Here is a 20,755-nt window from a genome sequence, read left to right on the forward strand (position 1 = left end):
AAGCCCCCATGATCGGACGCATCACCGGCCGCCTGGCCGAGAAGAACCCACCCCAGATCCTCGTCGACGTAAACGGCGTCGGCTACGAGCTGGAGGTGCCCATGAGCACCTTCTACGGCCTGCCCGCCACCGGCCAGACGGTCAGCCTCGCCACCCACCTCGCGGTGCGCGAGGACGGCCATTTTTTGTACGGCTTCGCCAGTGAGGACGAGCGCGCCACCTTCCGCCAGCTCCTCAAGGTGGCCGGCATCGGCGCCCGCACCGCGCTGGCGGTACTCTCCGGGCTGTCGGTCACCGATCTGGCCCAGGCCATCGCCCTGCAGGAATCCGGCCGCCTCATCAAGATCCCCGGCATCGGCAAGAAGACCGCCGAACGCCTGCTACTTGAGCTACGCGACAAGCTGCCCAAGGCCCTCCCCGGCCTCGCCGCCCAGGCCGCCGCGCAACCCGGCGACGACCGGGCCGACATCGTCAACGCCCTGCTGGCCCTGGGCTACAACGAGAAGGAAGCCCTCGGCGCGGTCAAGCAGCTGCCCGACGGCGTGGGCGTGTCGGACGGCATCCGCCAGGCGCTCAAGGGGCTCTCCAAGGCATGAGCGGCAGACTCCAACAGGGCTTCACCCGCAACGTGAAGCTCGGCGCCGGCACCCTGCGCCTGCTCATGAACCTGTGGCCGCCCTTCATCGGCGCCGGCATCCACGTGGAGCGCCTGTCGCCCGACTACACCGAAGCGGTGGTGCGGATGCGCCTGGGGCTCTTCAACCGCAACCACATGGGCACCCACTTCGGCGGCTCGCTGTACGCCATGACCGACCCCTTCTTCGCCCTGCTCGTCCTGCACCAGCTCGGCAGCGGCTACGTGGTGTGGGACAAGGCCTCGCGCATCGACTACAAGCTCCCCGGCCGCGGCACCGTGCGCGCCACCTTCCGCGTCACGCCGGCGCAGGTCGAAGCCATCCGCCACGCCACCGCCGGCGGAGACAAGCACGAGCCGGTGTTCACGGTGGACGTGGTCAACCGAAAGGGCGAGGTGGTGGCAACGGTGGAGAAGACGGTTTATGTGAGGCGGAAGCCGACGGCTTAGGCGGGGTCGTCGAGGCGCTTGAGCCAGGCTTCGATGGCGGCGATTTCCCCGGGCAGCTTCAGCCGGCGGGCGTCGGCGAGGGCGAGGGCGAACAGCCGGCGGGCCTCGGCGCGGTCGCCGGGGGCGTTGCGCTTCAGGAGCGTGATGCCGATATTGGCGCGGGCCACCAGCATAAAGCGCACGTCACCCAGCTTTTCATAGACCGGCAGTTCTTCTTCGGTCTGGATACGCAGCGCCTCATCGAGCTGGCCCCGCGCCATCAGGATGTCCGCGATCTTGCCCTGGGTCACCGCCTTCGAGCGCACGTCACCCAGTTTTTCATAGACCGGCAGCTCTTCTTCGGTCCGGATGCGCAGCGCCTCGTCCAGTTCGCCCCGCGCCATCAGGATGTCCGCGATCTGGCCCTGGGTCACCGCCTTCTCGCGCACGTCACCCAGCTTTTCATACACCGGCAATTGTTCTTCGGTCAGGATGCGCAGCGCCTCGTCCAGTTCGCCCCGCGCCATCAGGATGTCCGCGATCTTGCCCTGGGTCACCGCCTTCGAGCGCACGTCACCCAGCTTTTCAAAGGCCGGCAGTTGTTCTTCGGTCCGGATACGGAGCGCTTCGTCCAGTTCGCCCCGAAATTGCAGGATGTCCGCCACACGCGCCTGCACCAAGGCCCGTCCAGACTCATCGTCGGACAGCATCGGCAGCAGTTGCTGCCGCAACACCTGCAAGGCCTCATCGAGGCGCCCCACGACAACGAGGATGTCCGCCAACTCCAGCAACAGATCGCGCCGCAACTCGGCACGCTTGATGTGCGCCAGCACCTGCTCCAGTTCGGCAAGCCGCGCATCCTTCTCTTCGCGGGACATGCCCCACACCTCAAGCCAACTCCGAGCAACCGGCGGTGACACACCGATCGGTTCGGACACCTCGCCCGCCCCCTCGAACGCCACCACCCCAGACCGCCAGGACCACACATCCGGCGCGCCGCGGGCGAGTTCGGTGACGGTGGCCTCCGGCAGCCACCACAGCAAGGACGCAGGCACCTGGGCGGCAAGGGCATTGCGGTGCAGGTTGAGTTCGGCGATGCGGTCGGGCTTCAGCCAGCCGTCGCCATTGACGAGATGCACGATGGCGTCGGCGCCCGCTTCGGCGTGGAGCCACGCCTCAAGGCTGGGCACATCGGCAGGCGCGGCGGCGGACAGGCCGTATTCGGCGAGATCGACCCGCAGCATCGGCCGCCCCGTCAGGCCGGGCTCGCCTTCCAGCCGCGCGATGAGGCGGTCCCGCTCACGGGGCGCCGGGCAGACCAGCACATAGAACTGAAAGCCCTTCTTGACCGCCAGCAGCCGGGCCAGCCGGGCCAGCCCCGCTTCGTTGGCGGGCAGGATCGCCGCAGACGCAGGCGGCAGCGGTGCGATCATCGGCGTCAGGGCGTGGGCGCCGCCAGTGCCTGCGCCGCGCGCCGATAGCCTTCCAGCTCGCGCACGACCGGGTTCGAACGCCGCCAGGAGCCGTCGTTGTACTGCAACAGGGCGAGGCGCCACAGCAGGTTGCGGGTGCGCTCGTCGTTGCCCACATGCAGGCCGTTGCTGGCATCCACCTCGGCCAGCCGCGTGTAGTCCTCGGGCGAGAGCCAGTAGCGGTAATCGGCCGCGAGGAGTTCGATGGCCCGGTCGACGGTGGCGCTCTCGATGGTCGCGCCTTCGGCCGATTCGCAGGCCAGCGCCAGCAGGCGCAGCAGCTCACGCGGGTGACCGCCGCTCATCTCGATGAGCCGGTCCCGCAGGTCGGGGCTGGCGAAGGCGGCGGGGTCGATGCGCCGGTCGAGCAGGTCGTGCATGGCCTGCCAGCCTGGGTCGAAGCGCTGGCCATCGCGGCTGGCAAGCTTGACGATGGGCAGCACAAGCTCGCTGTTGAGCTTGCTGTGGGTGGTGCCCACGTACTTGAGGGTGATCGGTGCGGTGTAGAGCACCAGCGCCTGGATGCCCAGCAGCTGCTCGGTGTCTTCAAGGAACAGGCTTTGCGCCTGCTTGAGGGGAATCTTGTCGGTGCCATCGACCAGCAACAGCAGGCGCTGGCCCTTGCCGGCGGCCTGGATGGCCTGCTCGGCGGCGCGGATGAAGTGATTGAACGCCACCGCGAACTCGGTGAAGGTCTTGCGGACCACCTCGCGCATGGTGTCCTTGTAGGTGGAGCTGTTCTTGAACACCGCAGAGAAGCGCGCGGTGAGCTTGAGCAGCAGCGGCCAGCCACCACCGGCTTCGGCTTCGGTGCCGATCTGGGCCGCCAGCTCCTTGACCGCCTCCTGGGTGAGCACGTGCTCGCTGAACCAGCGCTTCAGCCCGGCGATGTGTGCGTCGTCCACCCGCAGCTGCAGCCTGTCCAGCTCGCTCATCACTGCATGGGCGAGGGAGAGGAACAGGTCGGCGTACTCGAGGTTGTTGATGTCGATCTCGCCCCGCACGTTGAACAGGATCGGGTAGAGCTTGCCCCCCGCCGGATTGCCGGCATCCCGCAACTGGGCCCGCAAGCGCATCAGCTCGGTGGACTTGCCGCAACCGATGGGCCCGAACAGCAGCACATGCCGCCCGAGGGTGGGGAAGAACTCCCCCGTCGCCAGGCTCAGACCGAACTTCGTGAGCAGCCGGCTGCGCAGATCGGTTGCCCCACGCGCCACATCGGTGTCCACAAAACGCGGATCGCTGGGCTCGATGGCTTCGTCGAAGTCGAGCTGCTGGAGCACCTGGAGGAGATTACGGGGAGGCTGCTGACTCATTGCATTCGCACCACAGGAGCGGGAGATGTACCGGCTTTCATTAAACCATGAGTTAATCCGTACGCCCACGGTCCGGAGCCCCCAGCCTGGAACCGCTGCGCCGCCCGATTCGGCGATAATCCCCCCACCCCAACCCGAGACACCTCCATGGCTCCGCGACGTACCGCCCAGGTGGCCATCACGGCCCTTCTGCTTCTTGGCTGCGCCTTCGTGCTCAGCCCCTTCTTTGCGGCGATCCTGTTTGCCGGGACGGTGTGCATCACCACCTGGCCGATCTACCGCTGGCTGCACCGCCGGCTGGGGCGGCGGGACGGGCTGGGGGCGATCTCGATGACGCTGCTGCTCACCGCCGTGCTGTTGGTGCCGATGATCGGGCTGGCAGCCTCCCTCACCGACGCGGCGATGGAGGCCGTGGAGTGGGCGCGCACCGCCATCGAGCAATCCGACGGCCGCCCGCCGGCGTGGGTGAAGCAGCTGCCGGTGGTCGGCCCCGACCTCGACGCCTACGTGCGCAAGCTCACCCACAGCCAGCAGGAGATGCGCAAGCTGGCGCTGCAGGCGGTCGAGCCGGCCCGCAAATTCGCCCTGGGGCTGGGCGGCGTGCTGGGCCAGGGGTTGCTGCAGATCACCCTGGTGTTGTTCATCGGCTTCTTCTTCTACCGGGACGGCGCCAGCATCTACACCCAGCTGGAAACCGGCGCCCAGCGGCTGGGGGGCGAGCTGGGCCACCGGCTGCTCGATCTGGCCGCCAACACCGTGAAGGCGGTGATGATCGGCATCGTCGGCACCGCCGCGGCCCAGGCGCTGGTGGCGCTGGTGGGCTTCGCGATCGCCGGGGTGCCGGGGGCCCTGCTGCTGGCGGCGGGCACCTTCTTCCTGTCGCTGGTGCCGGTGGGCCCGCCGCTGATCTGGGGCGGCGCGGCGTTCTGGCTGTACCAGCAGGGCGAGAGCGGCTGGGCGATCTTCATGGTGCTGTGGGGCGCGCTGGCGGTCAGTTCGGTGGATAACTTCCTCAAGCCCTTCCTCATCAGCCGCACCGCCAGCCTGCCGATCCTGCTGATCGCCCTGGGCGCCTTTGGCGGCGTGCTGGCCTTCGGTTTCATCGGGCTGTTCCTCGGCCCCACCTTCCTGGCCCTGGGTCAGGCCCTGTTCCGGGAATGGACGGCCCACGACGCCGCCCTCCCCGCCGTCACCTCGGACAACGCGCAATGATCGAAACCGATGCCATCAAGGGCGGCCAGCCCGACGCCACCGCCCGGCTCATCGGCGCCAGCAAGGCGAGCAACCAGGAAGAGGCGCTCGAACGCGCCCTGCGCCCCAAGCGGCTGGCCGATTACGTGGGCCAGCAGAAGATCCGCGACCAGCTGGAGATCTTCATCCAGGCCGCCCGGAAGCGCGGCGAAGCCCTCGACCACGTGCTGCTGTTCGGCCCGCCGGGCCTGGGCAAGACCACCCTCGCCCACATCGTGGCGGCGGAGATGGGGGTGAACCTGCGCCAGACCTCCGGCCCGGTGCTGGAGCGCGCCGGCGATCTGGCGGCGCTGCTCACCAACCTCGAACCCCACGACGTGCTGTTCATCGACGAGATCCACCGCCTGAGCCCGGTGGTGGAGGAGATCCTCTACCCGGCGCTGGAGGATTTCCAGATCGACATCATGATCGGCGAGGGGCCGGCGGCGCGTTCGGTGAAGCTCGACCTGCCGCCCTTCACGCTGGTGGGCGCCACCACCCGCGCCGGCATGCTCACCAACCCGCTGCGCGACCGCTTCGGGATCGTGTCGCGGCTGGAGTTCTACACCGCGCAGGAGCTGGCCTACATCGTCAGCCGCTCGTCGCGCCTGCTGGATGTGGAGATCGACGACACCGGCGCCTTCGAGATCGCCCGCCGCGCCCGCGGCACGCCGCGCATCGCCAACCGCCTGCTGCGCCGGGTGCGCGACTACGCCGAGGTGCGCGCCGACGGCCGCATCAGCGCCCAGGTGGCGGATGCGGCGCTGACGATGCTGGACGTGGACCACCTGGGTCTGGACCTGATGGACCGCAAGCTGCTGGGAGCGATGCTGGAGAAGTTCGGCGGCGGCCCGGTGGGACTGGACAACCTGGCGGCGGCGATCGGCGAATCGTCCGACACCATCGAGGACGTGCTGGAGCCCTACCTCATCCAGCAGGGCTACCTGCAGCGCACGCCGCGGGGGCGCATGGCCACCGCGTCGATCTGGCAGCACTTCGGGCTGAGGCCGCCGGGCGGCGGCACGGCCCTGTGGGAAGAAGGCTGATCCGCGTCGCCGGCAGCCAGCCGGCGGGCGGAGGGGGGTCAGGCAGTCTGGCGGGACGCCTTGGCGCTGGCCATCACGGCCTGGATGCGGTCGGCAGTGCCGAGGAAATCGCTCTGGTTTTCCTCGTCGAAGGGCTTGAGGCATAGCGACACCGCCTTGGCGGTGATCGTCAGGCCGCCCTTCGGGTCGCGGTCGATGAAGCCGTTCTGGATCAGGTGGCTCACCTTGCGCCGCACGGTCTCCCGCGGGATGCCGGTGGACGAACTGATCGAGAAGGCGTTGCAGGGGCGCAGCGGCAGGCGGCTGAAGGTTTCCTCGTCGGTGCAGCTGCTGGGCACGCTGGAGCCGTCGCCCAGCGCCAGGCTACCCATGTTGTAGAGCCCGACCTCGCCGAGGACGATGGGCAACAGCAGGTCGCCGTCGAAGGCGCCGTACAGCCGGACCAGATAGCGCAGGTTGTAGCGGGCAAGATGCAAGGCGGCCAGGCGCCTCTCTCGGGGGACTTCAGGCCCGGTCGCCCCGGTCGTGTCGCCGGGTGGAACCAACCCTTTGGGGTCAGCGGGCAGCAGGGTGTTCATGTAGTTCTCCATGATGCTTCTGGCTGAATGGTGTGTAACATCATTTAACCATTCAATGCCCGGAGAATACATACCCCTGTCTTGCCAAAGCCCGAAAAACTGGGGTCGGCTATGGACTAATTCACACCTGACAGGCCAGACCCTTAAGGTATTCGCCCTCCGGAACGGCCAGACCGATGGGATGGTCGGGCGCGGCGGCGAGCCGATGCAAAATGCGTGCCTCGACACCCACGTCCGCCGCGGCCCCCGCCACGATCTTCTGGAACAGCTCCAGCCCGATCCCACCGGAGCAGGAGTAGGTCATCAGGATGCCGCCAGGGTTGAGCAGGCGGAAGCCCAGCAGGTTGATGTCCTTGTAGGCGCGGGCGGCCCGGTCGGCGTGGGCGGCAGAGGGCGCGAACTTGGGTGGATCGAGCACGATCAGGTCGAACTTGCGACCATCGGCCTTGAGGGTGCGCAGGGCCTGGAAGACGTCGTCCTCGCGCCACTCGGCGCGGGCGGCGTCGAGCTGGGGGTTGAGCGCCACGTTGCGCGCCGCGGTGGCCAGCGCCGGGCCAGAGGAGTCGATGGAGATCACGCTCTTGGCGCCGCCGGCCAGGGCCTGCAGCGAGAAGCCGCCGGTGTAACAGAAACAGTTGAGCACGTCGCGCCCGGCGGCCAGCTGGCCGGTGAGCAGGCGGTTGTCTCGCTGGTCGAGGTAGAAGCCGGTTTTATGGCCGCCGGCCACGTCCACTTCCATCCGCACGCCGTTCTCGACGATGGTGAGCTGCTCGGGCAGCTCGCCGAACACCAGCCCGCTCACCGGGCAAAGGCCCTCGAGCTTGCGCACGTCGGAATCGGAGCGCTCGTACACCGCGCTGCAGCCGGTGGCCTGGACCAGCCCGGCGACGATGGCGTCGCGCCATTTGTCGGCGCCCGCGCTGGTGAGCTGCACCACCACCACCGGGCCGTAGCGGTCGGCGATCACCCCGGGCAGGCCGTCGGATTCGCCGTGGATGAGGCGCACGCCGTCCTGCCGGGCCAGCCACGGGTGGGCCGCCCGCCGCGCCACCGACGCCGCCACTGCGCGCTTGACGAAGGCGTGGTCGATGGACTGGTCGCAGTCGAAGGTCCACACCCGGGCGCGGATCTGCGATTCGGGCGACCACGCCGCCCGCGCCAGCGCCCGGCCGTCGGCGTCCTTGACCAGCACGGTATCGCCCGGCCGGGCGCGGCCCTCCAGCCGATCCACCGAACCGGCGAAGATCCAGGGGTGACGACGCATCACGGAGCGTTCCTTGCCGGGTTTGAGAATGAGATCGGCCATGGGAGGAATTGGGAATGGAGAATTGGTAAATGGGGGAATGGGAAATGGGGCAACGGCCACACCTTGCGCCGCTCCCGAAACCTGAGGGGTGCAGAAAGCGTAGCGAGCAGGCCGAGGTCGCGACGAGAAGCGCAGCCGTACATGAATACGGCGAGCATCGCAGACGCACGATCGGCCTGCGCAGTAGCTTTATGCGCCCCTCAGCCGAGCTGGCGGACGAGGGAGGCGGAGACCATCTCGCCGATACGGGTGACGTAGAGCGTGCCCATCGACGGATAGAAACGCTCCGGGTCTTCGCTACCCATGGCCAGGAGGCCGAAGGTCTTCTCGTCGCGGCGCAGGGGCACCAGGGCCACCGACTTGACCTGCCGGCCGGCGGCGCCGAACCAGTTGGCAACCTCGCGGATCGTCGGGGTGCCGCAATAGGGCGCGGTCAGGTCGCCGGTGAAGAAGCGCACGTCCTCGCCCACGGGCAGGAACTCGGGGCCGCTGCGCGACAGCACGCTGTTCCACACCCGGAAGGCCACGTGGGGCACGGTGAAGTCTTCCTGCAGGTGGGTGTAGATGGCCTGGCGGATGGATTCGAAATCCTCGGCCTCAAGCAGCGACAGGGTGAGGCGATGCACCTTCTCGCCGATGGCGTCGTTCTCTTCGCCGAACTCGAGCAGCTCGGCGAACTTGTTCTCGAGCTGGGCGATGCGCTCGCGCAGGGCGAGCATCTGGCGCTCGATGAGGGAAATGGCCTGGCCGTTGTGGGGGTGGGTCACCGTCAGGTCGGTCAGCAGGCTGGCGTTGTCGTCGAAGAAATCGGGGTTGGCCTGCAGGAACTGGATGACGTCGGAAGCTTTCATGGCGTGGGCCGGGTGGGTGAGGTTCAGGGGAGCGTGAGTTCGCCGGAGAAGACGGTGACGGCCGGGCCGGTCATGAGGACCGGGGTGCCGACGCCGCCCCAGGCGATGGTCAGTTCGCCGCCGCGGGTTTCGACCGCCACCGGCGAGGCCACCAGGCCGCGCAGGATGCCCGCCACCACCGCCGCGCAGGCGCCGGTGCCGCAGGCCAGGGTTTCGCCAGCGCCGCGTTCGAAGACGCGCAGACGCACCCGATGTTCGTCCACCACCTGCAGGAAGCCGGCGTTGACCCGCGCCGGGAAGCGCGGGTGACGCTCGATGAGCGGGCCCTGTTCGGCCACCGGGGCGGTGTCCACGTCGGCCACCACCTGCACCGCGTGGGGGTTGCCCATGCTGACGGCGGTGATCGCCACGCTGGAGCCGGCCACGTCGAGGGGCTGCACGTAGGCGTCGGAGTCGCTGACGAAGGGCACGTCGGCGGGGTTGAGCACCGGCACGCCCATGTCGACGGTGACCTTGCCGTCGGCCTCCAGGCGCGGCGCGATGACGCCCTTCCTGGTCTCGACGCGGATCTCGCGCTTGTCGGTGAGGCCCTGGTCGAACACGAAACGGGCGAAGCAGCGGGCGCCGTTGCCGCACTGCTCCACCTCGCCGCCGTCGGCGTTGAAGATGCGGTAGCGGAAGTCGACACCGGGGGTCTGGGCCGGCTCGACCACCAGCAACTGGTCGCAGCCGACGCCGAAATGACGGTCGGCCAGGAAGCGCACCTGGTCTTCGGTGAGCGCGATGGGCTGGCGCACGGCGTCGATCATCACGAAGTCGTTGCCAAGGCCCTGCATCTTGGTAAAGGCGAGCTTTCTGCTCATGGGATAAAATCCAGGTAATCCCGCCAGACGCAGCGGTCCATCACCACCGTCATGCCGGCAGCTTGCGCACGCGCGGCGGCCGCTTCGTCGATCACCCCGTCCTGCAGCCAGATGCGCTTGACGCCCAGGGCGATGCACTCGTCCACGATCGGGCCGACTTCATGGGACGCACGAAAGACATCCACGAGATCGGGCACGAAGGGCAGGTCGGACAGGCAGGCGTAGGCTTTTTCGCCGAGCACCTCGGAAACCGCCGGGCGAACCGGTACGATGCGGTAGCCGAAGCCCTGCATCGCGCGGGCCACCCGGTAACTCGGGCGATCCGGACGCGGCGACAGGCCGACGACGGCGATGGTCTTGACCTCCTGCAGCAGGCTGCGGATCCGGTCGGGCGGGGGATTGGTAAACATGGGCGGATTCTACCGGATTGGCAGAGCGCCGAAACCCTGCGGGGAACCGCAGGCGGCATGACAGGAAAGCATTGGAGAGCAGGATGGATCGCAGTACGCGGCCGGGAGTCGTGAGAAGAGTGTGGTCGGGCTTTTGGCGCGGGGTGGACCAACTGCGGCGGGCGAGCATCAACCTGCTGTTCCTGGCGGTGGTGGCGGTAATCGTCGCCAGCTGGGGATCGAGCCGGATCGAGCCCCTGCCCACCGACGCGGCGCTGGTGATCGCCCCCAACGGTACCCTCGTCGAGCAGCGCACCGTGCGCAGCCCGATGAGCGTGCTGCAGGGGGGCGATGGCATCCGTCAGGTGCTGCTGCGCGACGTGGTGGACGCCATCCGCCACGCCGCCACCGACCCGCGCATCAAGGTGCTCATCGTCGAGCCCGACAGCCTGGCCGGCGCCGGGCTGTCCAAGCTGCAGGAGATCGGCGCGGCGATGGCCGACTTCCGCAAGGCCGGCAAGAAGATCTACGCCTGGGGCAAGAACTTCAACCAGACCCAGTACCACCTGGCGGCCCACGCCGACGAGGTCTTCCTGAACCCCGACGGCTACGTGCTGCTCACCGGCTTCGGGCGCTACCCCACCTACTTCAAGGGGCTGTTCGACCAGCTGGGGGTGAAGGTGCAGGTCTTCCGGGTGGGCACCTACAAATCCTTCGTCGAGCCCTACACCCGCAGCGACATGTCGCCGGAAGACCGCGATGCCACCCGCGAGTACCTCGACGCCGCGTGGCAGGCTTACCAGGCCGACATCGCCGCCGCCCGCCCCAAGGCCGGCGGCCAGATCGCCCGCTACGTGGGCGAGGCGCCCGAGCTGCTGGCGGCGGCCGACGGCGATTCGGCGAAGATGGCCCTCGACGCCGGCTTCGTGGACGGCCTCAAGAGCGCCGACGAGTGGCGCGAGTTCCTGCGTCAGCAGGTGGGCCCGGCCGCCGACGGCAAGGGCTTCAAGCACGTGGATCTGGCCACCTACATCGGCCGCGTGCGCGAGGAGGCCTCCCACCCGGCCGCGAAGATCGGCGTGGTGGTGGCCCAGGGCGCCATCGTGGACGGCGAGCAGCCGCCCGGCGTGGTGGGCGGCGACTCGGTGGCCGGCCTGATCCGTCAGGCCCGCGAGGACGACGCGATCAAGGCCGTGGTGCTGCGCATCGACAGCCCCGGCGGCAGCGCCACCGCGTCCGAGGTGATCCGCCGCGAGCTGGCGCTCACCCGCAAGGCCGGCAAGCCGGTGGTGGTGTCGATGGGGTCGGTGGCGGCCTCCGGCGGCTACTGGATCGCCATGGCCGCCGACGAGGTGTGGGCCAGCCCCACCACCATCACCGGCTCGATCGGCATCTTCGCGATGCTGCCCGATCTGTCCGGCCCGCTGGCCAAGCTCGGGCTCACCGTCGACGGCATCGGCACCACGCCGCTGGCCGCCGGCCTCGACCCCCGCCGGCCCCTCGACCCGCAGATCGGCAGGCTCCTCCAGTCGAGCATCGAACACGGCTACAAGCGCTTCCTCACGGTGGTGGGCGAGGCCCGCAAGATGAGCCCGGAGGCCGTCGACCAGGTGGCCCAGGGCCGCGTGTGGATGGGCAGCCAGGCGAAGGACAAGGGGCTGGTGGACAAGCTCGGCGGGCTCGACGCCGCCCTCAAGGCCGCCGCCGGCCGCGCCGGGCTCACCGACTACGACGTGAGCTACGTCGAGAAGCCCCTGTCGCCCCGCGACCAGCTGCTCTCCAAGCTCCTCGACAACGGCGAGGAGAGCGACGGCGTGCAGCCCGGCAGCCAGTCGCTGGTGGAGCAGACCGTCGCCCGCCTGCGCACCGAGCTGCAGGGCCTCGCCCTGTGGAACGACCCCGGCAACGTCTACCTGCACTGCCTGTGCGACGCGCCCTGAGGCGGCCGGCCAGGGGCTTTCACTGCCTGTAAGCGGAATGTTGCCGGATTGTCCCGGTTCGGCAACTTTTCCGTCACGCCCCGGCAACCCGCATTCATGATACTTCCCGGCACCGATTATCGTGCCGAATGAATCATGTTCATGCCTCCGTTCCGCCTCGGCGCCTGCGCGGCCGCCGTCCTCGTCCTGGCCGGCTGCGGCAGCAGCGGCAGCACCACCGCCCCGAGCGTGCCCACCGGCACCACCGCCACGCTGGCCCTGCTGGAGACCACCGATCTCCACACCAACGTGATGAGCTACGACTACTTCAAGCTCACCGAAGACGCCTCGCTGGGCTTCGAGCGCACCGCGACCCTCATCGCCGCCGCCCGCCAGGAGTTTGCCAACACCCTGCTGATCGACAACGGCGACACCATCCAGGGCACCGCCCTGTCGGACTACCAGGCCAGCGTCAAACCCCTCGCCTGCAGCGAGACGCTGGCCATGTACAAGGTGATGAACGCCACCGGCTACGACGGCGGCGGCATCGGCAACCACGAGTTCAACTACGGCCTGCCCTTCCTGAGCCAGGTGACCGGCAACCGCTTCAGCGTGGCCGGGATGGCCGAGCCGGCCGCCCAGCCCGTCTGCAAGGGCCCGAACTTCCCGCTGGTGCTGGCCAACGTCCACAGCGTGAAGACCGGCCAGCCGCTGTTCCAGCCCTACGCCATCATCGACAAGACCGTCACCGCCACCGCACCCGACGGCAGCGCGGTGACCGGCGTCGTCAAGGTCGGCATCGTCGGCTTCACCCCGCCCGCCATCATGAGCTGGGACAAGCGCTGGCTGGACGGCAAGGTCTACACCACCGGCGTCAAGGAAGCCGCCGCGAAGTACATCCCCGAGATGCGCGCCAAGGGCGCCGACCTGGTGGTGGCGATCTCCCACGGCGGCCTCGACAACAGCACCTACTCGCCGACCATGGAAAACGGCAGCTACCACCTGTCCACCGTGCCTGGGGTGGACGCCATGCTGATCGGCCACTCCCACCAGGTCTTCCCCAACGCCACCAGCAGCGTGGCGCAGTTCAACCTGCCCGGGGTGGACAAGGCCGCCGGCACCGTGAATGGCGTGCCCACCGTGATGGCCAACTACTGGGGCAAGCACCTGGGGGTCATCAAGCTCGGCCTCGCCTACGACGGCAGCCGGTGGACCGTCGACAAGACCAAGACGGTCGTCCAGGCGCGCTCGGCCCAGAACGCCGACAAGACCTACGTGGCCGTCACCCCGTCGGTCGCCGCCGCCATCGCCGCCGAACACCAGGCCACCATCGACTACGTGAAGACGCCCATCGGCAGCACCGACTTCGAGATGTCGTCCTACTTCGCCGACGTGGGCGACCCGGGCGCCATCGAGCTGGTGAACCAGGCCCAGGCCGACTACGTGGCCCGCTACGTGGCGGCCAACCTGCCCCAGTACGCCAGCCTGCCGGTGCTGTCGGTGAGCGCCCCCTTCAAGAGCGGCTTCGCCGGCGGGTCGGACTACACCGACGTGGCCCAGGGCAACCTGGCGATCAACAACGCCGCCGACCTCTACCTCTACCCCAACACCGTCCACGCCGTGAAGGTGACCGGCGCCGACATCCGGAACTGGCTCGAAACCGCCGCCCGCCGCTTCAACCGGATCGACCCGACGAAGACCGCCCCACAGGAGCTGGTCGGCAGCTTCCCGGGCTACAACTTCGACATGTTCACCAGCCCCGACCTCAACTACGAGATCGACGTCACCCAGCCCGTGGGCAGCCGCATCGTCAACCTCAGGTACAAGGGCGCCGCCATCGACCCGGCCAAGGAATTCATCGTCGCCACCAACAACTACCGGGCCAGCGGCGGCGGCAGCTTCCCCGGCCTGGACGGCAGCAAGACCCTCTACGCCTCGCCGGACGCCAACCGCGACGTGCTGATCGCCTACATCAAGGCGCTCAAGACCGTCACCCGCGCCGCCAACGGCGCCGACCGCAGCTGGCGCTTCGTCAAGGTCGCCACGGCCGGCCCGGTGGTCTTCCACTCCGCCCAGGGCAAGCTCGCCCTGGCCACCGCGGCGGGGCTGACCAACGTCACCCTCGCCCAGGCCGACGACGGCAGCGGCAAGAATCTGGCGCTCTATGCGATCGATCTTTCGAAGTAAGCGCGGCCGGATCGGCGGCAGCCTCGCCGCCGGGCTCGCCCTGGCGGCCGCCCTGGCCTGGCACGCCGCGGCGCAGGGCAGCCACCTGCCCGACGACCCGCGGCAACTGCAGGTGCTCGCCGGCCCCGGCCGGCAGGCGGCCGCGCTGGACCGGCTGCGGGCCCTGGCCGAAGACAACGCCCCCCTCGCCCGCCGCGCCCTGGGCGAAACCCTGCTCACCGCCGCCGGAGGACGCGCCGAAGCCCACGCCTGGCTGCGCCTCGCTGCCCAGGCCGGCGACCCTCACGCCGCCTTCCTCCTCGGCAAGGCCCTGATGGGCGACGCGGCCGGAGCCCCCGACGACGGCATCCGGGGCGCGCGCTGGCTGGGCGCCGCGGCCGACGCCGGCCACGCCGGCGCCGCCTTCCACCTGGGCATCGCCCATCGCAACGGCTACGGCGTGCCGCGGGATGCGGCCAAGGCAGCGCGATGGTTCCGGGTGGCGGCCGATCAGGGCCAGCCCGCCGCCCAGTTCATGCTCGCCAACGCCTACCGCACGGGCGACGGCGTGCCCCGCGACGAGGGCGAAGCCCTGCGCCTCTACACCGAAGCCGCCGAACAGGATCACCCGGAAGCCGTCCAGACCCTGGCGATGGCCTACCGGGACGGCGAGCTGGGCCTGGCGCGGGACGAGATGCAGGCCCGCCACTACCTGCTGGAGACCGCCCACGCCCTGAAGCACCCGGCGCTGCGCCCCTGAACCTGCGAGGCGAAAAAAAAGCGCAGGGCAAACACCCTGCGCTGTGCGGTCAGCCGGCGGGACGGCCGCGCGGCGCGCCTACCAGCGCTTGATGACCCACTTGGGCACCCGCACGCCGGCATCGTGGGCGTCGCGACGGGTGAAGTCGCCGTTGCCCACGTCGTCGTAGAGGTAGTAGGGCACGCCGCCGGGCGGGGTGACCTTGACCATGTAGAGCTGGCCGTTCACGCGGAACTCCTCCACGGTGTCCTCGCCCTTCTTGACGATGGTGACCTGGGGCTCCTGGTCGGCGTCGAGTTCCATGCCCGGGGGCGGCGGCGGCGGCTCGGGCAGGGGCTCGAGCTTGGGCGGTTGCTGCTGGGCCCAGGCCGACGCGGTGACGGCAAACAGCAGGGCGGCGAGATTTTTCACGTGGGCTTTGACGCGGGGCATGGCGATCTCCTGACTATGCCGCGATTGTAACCCGCCAGCCGGTGCAGCCGGCGGGCGATGGGCTTACAGGTTGAGCATCAGCTCGTGCTCTTCGGGCAGCGGCAGGAAGCCGCGGCTCTGGTAGTGGTTGAAGATCGCGTCGACGACCTGCTCGGGCTCGTCGATCACCTGCACCAGATTGAGATCCTCGGGGTTGATCATCTTCTCCTCGACCAGCCGCGTCTTGAACCAGTCGATCAGCCCGCTCCAGAACGCCGACTCGACCAGGATCACCGGGATCTTGCGGCTCTTGCCGGTCTGGATCAGGGTCATCGCCTCCAGCAGCTCGTCCAGCGTGCCGAAACCGCCGGGCATCACCACGTAGGCCACCGCAAACTTCACGAACATGAACTTGCGCGCGAAGAAGTGCTGGAAGGTCTGGGAGATGTCCTGATAGGGGTTGGCCTGCTGCTCCATCGGCAGCTGGATGTTGAGCCCCACGCTGGGCGACTTGCCGAAGTAGGCGCCCTTGTTGGCCGCCTCCATGATGCCGGGGCCACCGCCGGAGATCACCGAAAAGCCGGCGTCCGACAGCAGCCGGGCGATGCGCTCGGTCTTGGCGTAGTAGGGATGATCGGGTTTGGTGCGGGCGCTGCCGAAGATCGACACCGCCGGGCGGATCGGCTTGAGGCGCTCAGTGGCCTCGACGAACTCTGCCATAATCCCGAAAATCCGCCACGACTCCCGGGCGGTGAAGTTCTGTGCCGTGGTGCTCGGCATCTCCCGGGGAAGTTTGTCTTTTGCTGTCATTTTTCTTGAGGAGTGAGGGGAGAGGGCCTGGGCTCCGCCTGCTCTTCCCCGCGTGCCCATGCCGACCCTGTTGCTCGTAGACGGTTCCAGCTATCTGTACCGCGCCTTCCATGCCCTGCCCGACCTGCGCAATTCGGCGGGCGAACCGACCGGTGCCGTGCGCGGCGTGCTGTCCATGCTACGTCGGCTCGAATCCGACTACAAGGCGGAGTATCGCGCGTGCATCTTCGACGCCAAGGGCAAGACCTTCCGCGACGACTGGTTCCCCGATTACAAATCCCACCGTCCGCCCATGCCCGACGACCTGCGGGCGCAGATCGAGCCGCTCCACGAAGCCGTGAAGGCCGAAGGCTGGCCGCTGCTGGTCGAGGAAGGCGTGGAGGCCGACGACGTGATCGGCACCCTCACCCGCCGCGCCGTCGAGGCCGGCTGGGAGGTGGTCATCTCCACCGGCGACAAGGATCTTACCCAGCTCGTCCAGCCCGGCGTGCGCTGGGTGAACACGATGAGCGAGGAAGTGCTCGACTCGGACGGCGTGACCGCCAAGTTCGGCGTACCGCCGGAGCGCATCGTCGACTACCTCGCCCTGGTGGGCGACACCGTGGATAACGTGCCCGGCGTCGAGAAGTGCGGCCCCAAGACCGCCGTGAAGTGGCTCACCGAATACGGCACCCTCGACAACCTGATCGCCAACGCCGACAAGGTGGGCGGCAAGGTCGGCGAGAACCTGCGCAAGCACCTGGATTTCCTGCCCCTGGGGCGCAAGCTCGTCACCGTGGTCACCGATCTGCCGCTGCCGGTGGGCCCGGCCGACCTGCCCGCCCGGGAGGACGACAAGGAAGCCCTGGCCGCCATCTACCGGCGCATGGAGTTCAAGGGCTGGCTGAAGGAGCTGGAGGAAGGCGCCAGCGCCACGCGCGCCCCGGCCACCAGCGAAACCGCCACGCCCGTACCCGCCGCCGAGCCCGGCGCCCACCGCACCGGCTACGAGACGCTCCTCGACTGGGAAGCCTTCGACGCCTGGCTGGCCAGGATTTCCGCCGCCAGCCTCACCGCCTTCGACACCGAAACCACCGGCCTCGACCCGATGGCCGCCCAGCTCGTCGGCATGTCCTTCGCCACCGCCCCCGGCGAAGCCGCCTACCTGCCGCTCGCCCACACCTACCCCGACGCCCCGGCCCAGCTGCCGCTGGCCGAGGTGCTCGCGCGGCTCAAGCCCTGGCTCGAATCCGACGCCCACCGCAAGCTCGGCCAGAACCTCAAGTACGACGCCCACATCCTCGCCAACCACGGCATCCTGCTCGCCGGCATCGCGGAAGACACCCTGCTCGAGTCCTACATCCTCGAGAGCGACAAGTCCCACGACATGGATTCGCTCGCCAGCCGCCACCTGGGCATCAAGACCCTCACCTACGCCGAAGTGTGCGGCAAGGGCGCCAAGCAGATCGGCTTCGGCGAGGTCGAACTCGCCCGCGCCACCGAATACGCCGCCGAAGACGCCGACATCACCCTGCGCCTGCACCGCGCGCTGTCCGCCCAGCTGGCCGCCGAGCCGCGCCTCGCCGCGCTCTACCGCGACGTGGAGCTGCCCACCGCCCGCGTGCTCTTCGAGATGGAACGCAACGGCGTGCTGATCGACGACTTCCTGCTCGCCCAGCACTCCGAAGAACTCGGCCGCCGCCTGCACGAACTCGAACTGCAGGCCCACGAACTCGCCGGCCAGCCCTTCAACCTGGGCTCGCCCAAGCAGCTCGGCGAGATCCTGTTCACCAAGCTGGGCCTGCCGGTGGTCAAGAAGACCGCCACCGGCCAGCCGTCCACCGACGAAGACGTGCTCACCCAGCTCGCCGAGGACTACCCGCTGCCCAAGCTGCTGCTCGAGCACCGCAGCCTCGCCAAGCTCAAGAACACCTACACCGACAAGCTGCCGCTGATGGTCAATCGCCGCACCGGCCGCGTGCACACCAGCTTCAGCCAGGCCGTGGCCGTCACCGGGCGCCTCGCCAGCACCGAGCCCAACCTGCAGAACATCCCGATCCGCACGCCCGAAGGCCGCCGCATCCGCGCCGCCTTCATCGCCCCGGCCGGCCACAAGATCGTCTCGGCGGACTACTCCCAGATCGAGCTGCGCATCATGGCGCACCTCTCCGGCGACGCCGGCCTGCTGGACGCCTTCGCCAAGGGCGAGGACGTGCACCGCGCCACCGCCGGCGAGATCTTCGGCGTCACCCCGCTCGAAGTCACCAGCGAGCAACGCCGCTACGCCAAGGTGATCAACTTCGGGCTGATCTACGGCATGAGCGCCCACGGCCTCGCCAAGAACCTGGGCATCGAACGCGCCGCCGCCGCCAATTACATCGACCGCTACTTCGCCCGCTACCCCGGCGTCGCCGCCTACATGGAGCGCACCCGCGCCGAAGCCAAGGCCAACGGCTACGTCGAGACCGTCTTCGGCCGCCGCCTGCACCTGCCGGAGATCCGCGCCCAGCAAGTCGGCCGCCGCCAGGCCGCCGAACGCGCCGCGATCAACGCGCCCATGCAGGGCACCGCCGCCGACCTCATCAAGATGGCGATGATCGCCACCTCCGCGTGGCTACGCGAGGCCGGCGTGAAGAGCAAGCTCATCCTGCAGGTGCACGACGAACTGGTGCTCGAAGTGCCCGACGACGAGGTCGACCTGATCCGCGACCGGCTGCCGAAGCTGATGGCCGGCGTGGCGCAACTTTCCGTGCCGCTGGTTGCCGAAGTGGGCGTCGGCGCCAACTGGGACGAAGCCCACTGAGCGGCTGCCCGGGTGCCGGCCGCCCTCCGCAATTCCTGAAAGCCTCCGGATGTACCACCGCATCACCCTGCTGCTCCTGATCTTCACCCTGACGGCGTGCGGCACCTTCTCGTCCAAGAAGAAGGACGACAGCTACAAGCTCGAGCACTTCACGCCCGATTCGCCCTTCGAGCAATCCTTCGAGATCGGCCCCGCCGCCGCCTGCGAGGCCGGCCGGCGGGCGCTGCTCAGTCAGGGCTACCTGATCGACGAGAGCAAGCCCGATCAGGTGCGCGCCCGCAAATTCTTCCAGCCCAACCGCGAGACCCAGGTCCAGCTCACCTTCAGCCTGTCGTGCCTGGCCGAAGGCGACGGCGCCGCCGTGTTCGCCAACGTCCGCCAGCTGCGCGAGGAGCTGAAGGCCGGCTCGGCCAGCACCGGCCTCAGCGTCACCGGCATCGGCTCCCTGTCGCTGCCCTTCGGCGGCAACAACGAAACCCTGGTCAAGGTGGGCGAAGAAACCGTCACCGACGCCGAGTTCTACGGGCGCTTCTTCGCCCTGATGCAATCCTTCATACGCTGATGAAATCCACCCTCGCCGCCACCCTCGCCGCCACCCTTTGCACCGCCCTCCTTGGCGCGGCCAACGCCCACGCCGCCGACGCGCCGGATCCGGCCCGCTTCGCGCCCTGCCTGGCCGGGCTCAAGGCCGACGCCGCCGCCCGCGGCATCTCCGGCCCGAGCTACGACCGCCTCACCGCCAGCCTCGCGCCGGACATGAAGGTGCTCGACTTCCTCGACTACCAGCCCGAGTTCCGCACCCCGATCTGGGATTACCTCGCCGGCCTGGTGGACGACGAGCGCGTCGCCGACGGCCGCGCGATGCAGACCCAATGGGCCGAAGTGCTCGCCAACGTGTCGGCGCGCTACAAGGTCGACCCGGCCACGGTGGTCGCGGTGTGGGGCGTGGAGAGCAACTTCGGCCGCAACTTCGGCGCCCGGCCGCTGCTCACGTCGCTGTCCACCCTGTCGTGCTACGGCCGCCGCCAGGCCTACTTCCGCGGCGAGTTCTTCGACGCCCTCAAGATCGTCGATGCCGGCGACGTGAAGGCGGAGCAGCTCGTCGGCTCCTGGGCCGGCGCCTTCGGCCACACCCAGTTCATGCCCTCCACCTTCCTGCGTCTGGCGGTGGATTACGACGGCGACGGCCGCCGCGATCTGGTCGGCAGCATCCCCGACGCGCTAGCCTCCACCGCCAACTTCCTGCGTAAAGCCGGCTGGCGCGAGGGCGAGCCCTGGGGCTACGAGGTGCGCCTGCCCGCCGGCTTCGACGCCAGCGGCGCCGGCCGCAAGAACAAGCAGGCGCTTTCCAGCTGGGGCGCCCGCGGCATCACCCGCATCGACGGCAGCCCGCTCGTTGGCCAGAACGCCGGCCCGGATTCCGCCGCCCTGCTGCTGCCCGCCGGCCCCAAGGGCCCGGCCTTCATCGTGTTCCGCAACTTCGACGCGATCTTTGGCTACAACGCCGCCGAGAGCTACGCGCTGGCCATCGCCCACCTGGCCGACCGCCTCAAGGGCGGCGGCGCCTTCGTCACCCCGTGGCCCACCGACGACGCCGGCCTCTCCCGCGCCGAACGCCGCGAGCTGCAAACCCTGCTGATCGCCCGTGGCCACCCCATCGGCAGCGTCGACGGCATGCTCGGCGACGCCAGCCGTGCCGCCATCCGCTCCGAGCAGCAGCGCCTCGGCCACACCGTCGATGGCCGCGCCGGCCAGAAGCTCCTCGCCGCCCTGCGCAAGCCCTGATTCCGCAC

General features: G+C 69.0%; 19 protein-coding genes. 10 read left to right on the top strand and 9 right to left on the bottom strand.

All coding sequences use genetic code 11. The annotated features are described in order from the left end of the window. Positions 1-8 precede the first annotated feature (8 nt). Together ruvA and ACE3N6_RS04770 are read left to right on the top strand one after the other, a co-directional pair. Positions 9-596: a Holliday junction branch migration protein RuvA gene (gene ruvA / locus ACE3N6_RS04765; protein ID WP_374244037.1), complete on the top strand. Its 588-nt coding sequence runs from the start codon at positions 9-11 to the stop codon at positions 594-596. After that, complete coding sequence (locus tag ACE3N6_RS04770; protein ID WP_374244038.1) at positions 593-1,084, top strand: DUF4442 domain-containing protein; 492 nt, start codon at positions 593-595, stop codon at positions 1,082-1,084. Before ruvA ends, ACE3N6_RS04770 begins: the two co-directional genes overlap by 4 nt. On the opposite strand, the gene ACE3N6_RS04775 is transcribed toward ACE3N6_RS04770, so the two are convergent. Both ACE3N6_RS04775 and ACE3N6_RS04780 read right to left on the bottom strand, forming a co-directional pair. Continuing rightward, on the bottom strand, positions 1,081-2,496 hold the full coding sequence (locus ACE3N6_RS04775) for a tetratricopeptide repeat protein (RefSeq protein WP_374244039.1): 1,416 nt from the start codon (positions 2,494-2,496) through the stop codon (positions 1,081-1,083). The genes ACE3N6_RS04770 and ACE3N6_RS04775 overlap by 4 nt on opposite strands. A 5-nt stretch (positions 2,497-2,501) precedes the next feature. Beyond that, positions 2,502-3,851 (bottom strand): hypothetical protein, encoded by a 1,350-nt coding sequence (locus ACE3N6_RS04780; protein ID WP_374244040.1) that lies wholly within the window; start codon positions 3,849-3,851, stop codon positions 2,502-2,504. A gap of 147 nt (positions 3,852-3,998) precedes the next feature. Between ACE3N6_RS04780 and ACE3N6_RS04785 the strand changes: the two genes are divergently transcribed. Together ACE3N6_RS04785 and ruvB are read left to right on the top strand one after the other, a co-directional pair. Further along, entirely contained in the window at positions 3,999-5,063 is a 1,065-nt protein-coding gene (locus ACE3N6_RS04785) for an AI-2E family transporter (protein ID WP_374244041.1), read from the top strand. Beyond that, positions 5,060-6,127, top strand: a complete 1,068-nt coding sequence (gene ruvB / locus ACE3N6_RS04790) for a Holliday junction branch migration DNA helicase RuvB (RefSeq protein WP_374244042.1) — start codon at positions 5,060-5,062, stop codon at positions 6,125-6,127. The genes ACE3N6_RS04785 and ruvB overlap by 4 nt, the downstream gene beginning before the upstream one ends. 38 nt (positions 6,128-6,165) lie before the next feature. Here ruvB and ACE3N6_RS04795 read toward each other — a convergent pair whose 3' ends face one another. From ACE3N6_RS04795 to ACE3N6_RS04815, 5 genes are all read right to left on the bottom strand, one after another. Beyond that, entirely contained in the window at positions 6,166-6,603 is a 438-nt protein-coding gene (locus tag ACE3N6_RS04795) for a hypothetical protein (protein WP_374244043.1), read from the bottom strand. 223 nt (positions 6,604-6,826) lie between these two features. Further along, entirely contained in the window at positions 6,827-8,011 is a 1,185-nt protein-coding gene (locus ACE3N6_RS04800) for a class I SAM-dependent rRNA methyltransferase (protein WP_374244044.1), read from the bottom strand. Between the two features lie 200 nt (positions 8,012-8,211). Continuing rightward, positions 8,212-8,862 (bottom strand): DUF484 family protein, encoded by a 651-nt coding sequence (locus tag ACE3N6_RS04805; RefSeq protein ID WP_374244045.1) that lies wholly within the window; start codon positions 8,860-8,862, stop codon positions 8,212-8,214. 23 nt (positions 8,863-8,885) lie between these two features. After that, a complete protein-coding gene (gene dapF / locus ACE3N6_RS04810) occupies positions 8,886-9,725 on the bottom strand; it encodes a diaminopimelate epimerase (protein WP_374244046.1) in 840 nt (279 codons plus the stop codon). Beyond that, positions 9,722-10,135 carry a CoA-binding protein gene (locus ACE3N6_RS04815; RefSeq protein WP_374244047.1) on the bottom strand — a complete coding sequence of 138 codons (414 nt, stop codon included), beginning with the start codon at positions 10,133-10,135 and terminating at the stop codon, positions 9,722-9,724. Before ACE3N6_RS04815 ends, dapF begins: the two co-directional genes overlap by 4 nt. Before the next feature lie 143 nt (positions 10,136-10,278). Here ACE3N6_RS04815 and sppA point away from each other — a divergent pair, with 143 nt between their 5' ends. The 3 genes from sppA to ACE3N6_RS04830 all read left to right on the top strand — a co-directional run bounded on the left by sppA (position 10,279) and on the right by ACE3N6_RS04830 (position 14,959). Beyond that, positions 10,279-12,054 carry a signal peptide peptidase SppA gene (gene sppA / locus ACE3N6_RS04820; RefSeq protein ID WP_374244048.1) on the top strand — a complete coding sequence of 592 codons (1,776 nt, stop codon included), beginning with the start codon at positions 10,279-10,281 and terminating at the stop codon, positions 12,052-12,054. A gap of 135 nt (positions 12,055-12,189) precedes the next feature. After that, on the top strand, positions 12,190-14,220 hold the full coding sequence (locus ACE3N6_RS04825; RefSeq protein WP_374244049.1) for a bifunctional 2',3'-cyclic-nucleotide 2'-phosphodiesterase/3'-nucleotidase: 2,031 nt from the start codon (positions 12,190-12,192) through the stop codon (positions 14,218-14,220). Further along, positions 14,198-14,959: a tetratricopeptide repeat protein gene (locus ACE3N6_RS04830; protein WP_374244050.1), complete on the top strand. Its 762-nt coding sequence runs from the start codon at positions 14,198-14,200 to the stop codon at positions 14,957-14,959. The genes ACE3N6_RS04825 and ACE3N6_RS04830 overlap by 23 nt, the downstream gene beginning before the upstream one ends. A 78-nt stretch (positions 14,960-15,037) precedes the next feature. Here ACE3N6_RS04830 and ACE3N6_RS04835 read toward each other — a convergent pair whose 3' ends face one another. After that, positions 15,038-15,391, bottom strand: coding sequence for a DUF2782 domain-containing protein (locus ACE3N6_RS04835; RefSeq protein ID WP_374244051.1), 354 nt, complete (start codon positions 15,389-15,391; stop codon positions 15,038-15,040). Between the two features lie 63 nt (positions 15,392-15,454). Continuing rightward, positions 15,455-16,180: a TIGR00730 family Rossman fold protein gene (locus ACE3N6_RS04840; protein ID WP_374244052.1), complete on the bottom strand. Its 726-nt coding sequence runs from the start codon at positions 16,178-16,180 to the stop codon at positions 15,455-15,457. Between the two features lie 58 nt (positions 16,181-16,238). Here ACE3N6_RS04840 and polA point away from each other — a divergent pair, with 58 nt between their 5' ends. From polA to ACE3N6_RS04855, 3 genes are read left to right on the top strand one after another with little or no spacing between them, the layout of a single operon-like run. Beyond that, on the top strand, positions 16,239-18,962 hold the full coding sequence (gene polA / locus ACE3N6_RS04845) for a DNA polymerase I (protein ID WP_374244053.1): 2,724 nt from the start codon (positions 16,239-16,241) through the stop codon (positions 18,960-18,962). 49 nt (positions 18,963-19,011) lie between these two features. After that, positions 19,012-19,524 (top strand): DUF2242 domain-containing protein, encoded by a 513-nt coding sequence (locus tag ACE3N6_RS04850; protein WP_374244054.1) that lies wholly within the window; start codon positions 19,012-19,014, stop codon positions 19,522-19,524. Beyond that, positions 19,524-20,747, top strand: coding sequence for a lytic murein transglycosylase (locus tag ACE3N6_RS04855; protein WP_374244055.1), 1,224 nt, complete (start codon positions 19,524-19,526; stop codon positions 20,745-20,747). The genes ACE3N6_RS04850 and ACE3N6_RS04855 overlap by 1 nt, the downstream gene beginning before the upstream one ends. Positions 20,748-20,755 lie beyond the last annotated feature (8 nt).

It is taken from the genome of Zoogloea sp., assembly GCF_041904905.1.
GTDB lineage: Bacteria > Pseudomonadota > Gammaproteobacteria > Burkholderiales > Rhodocyclaceae > Zoogloea.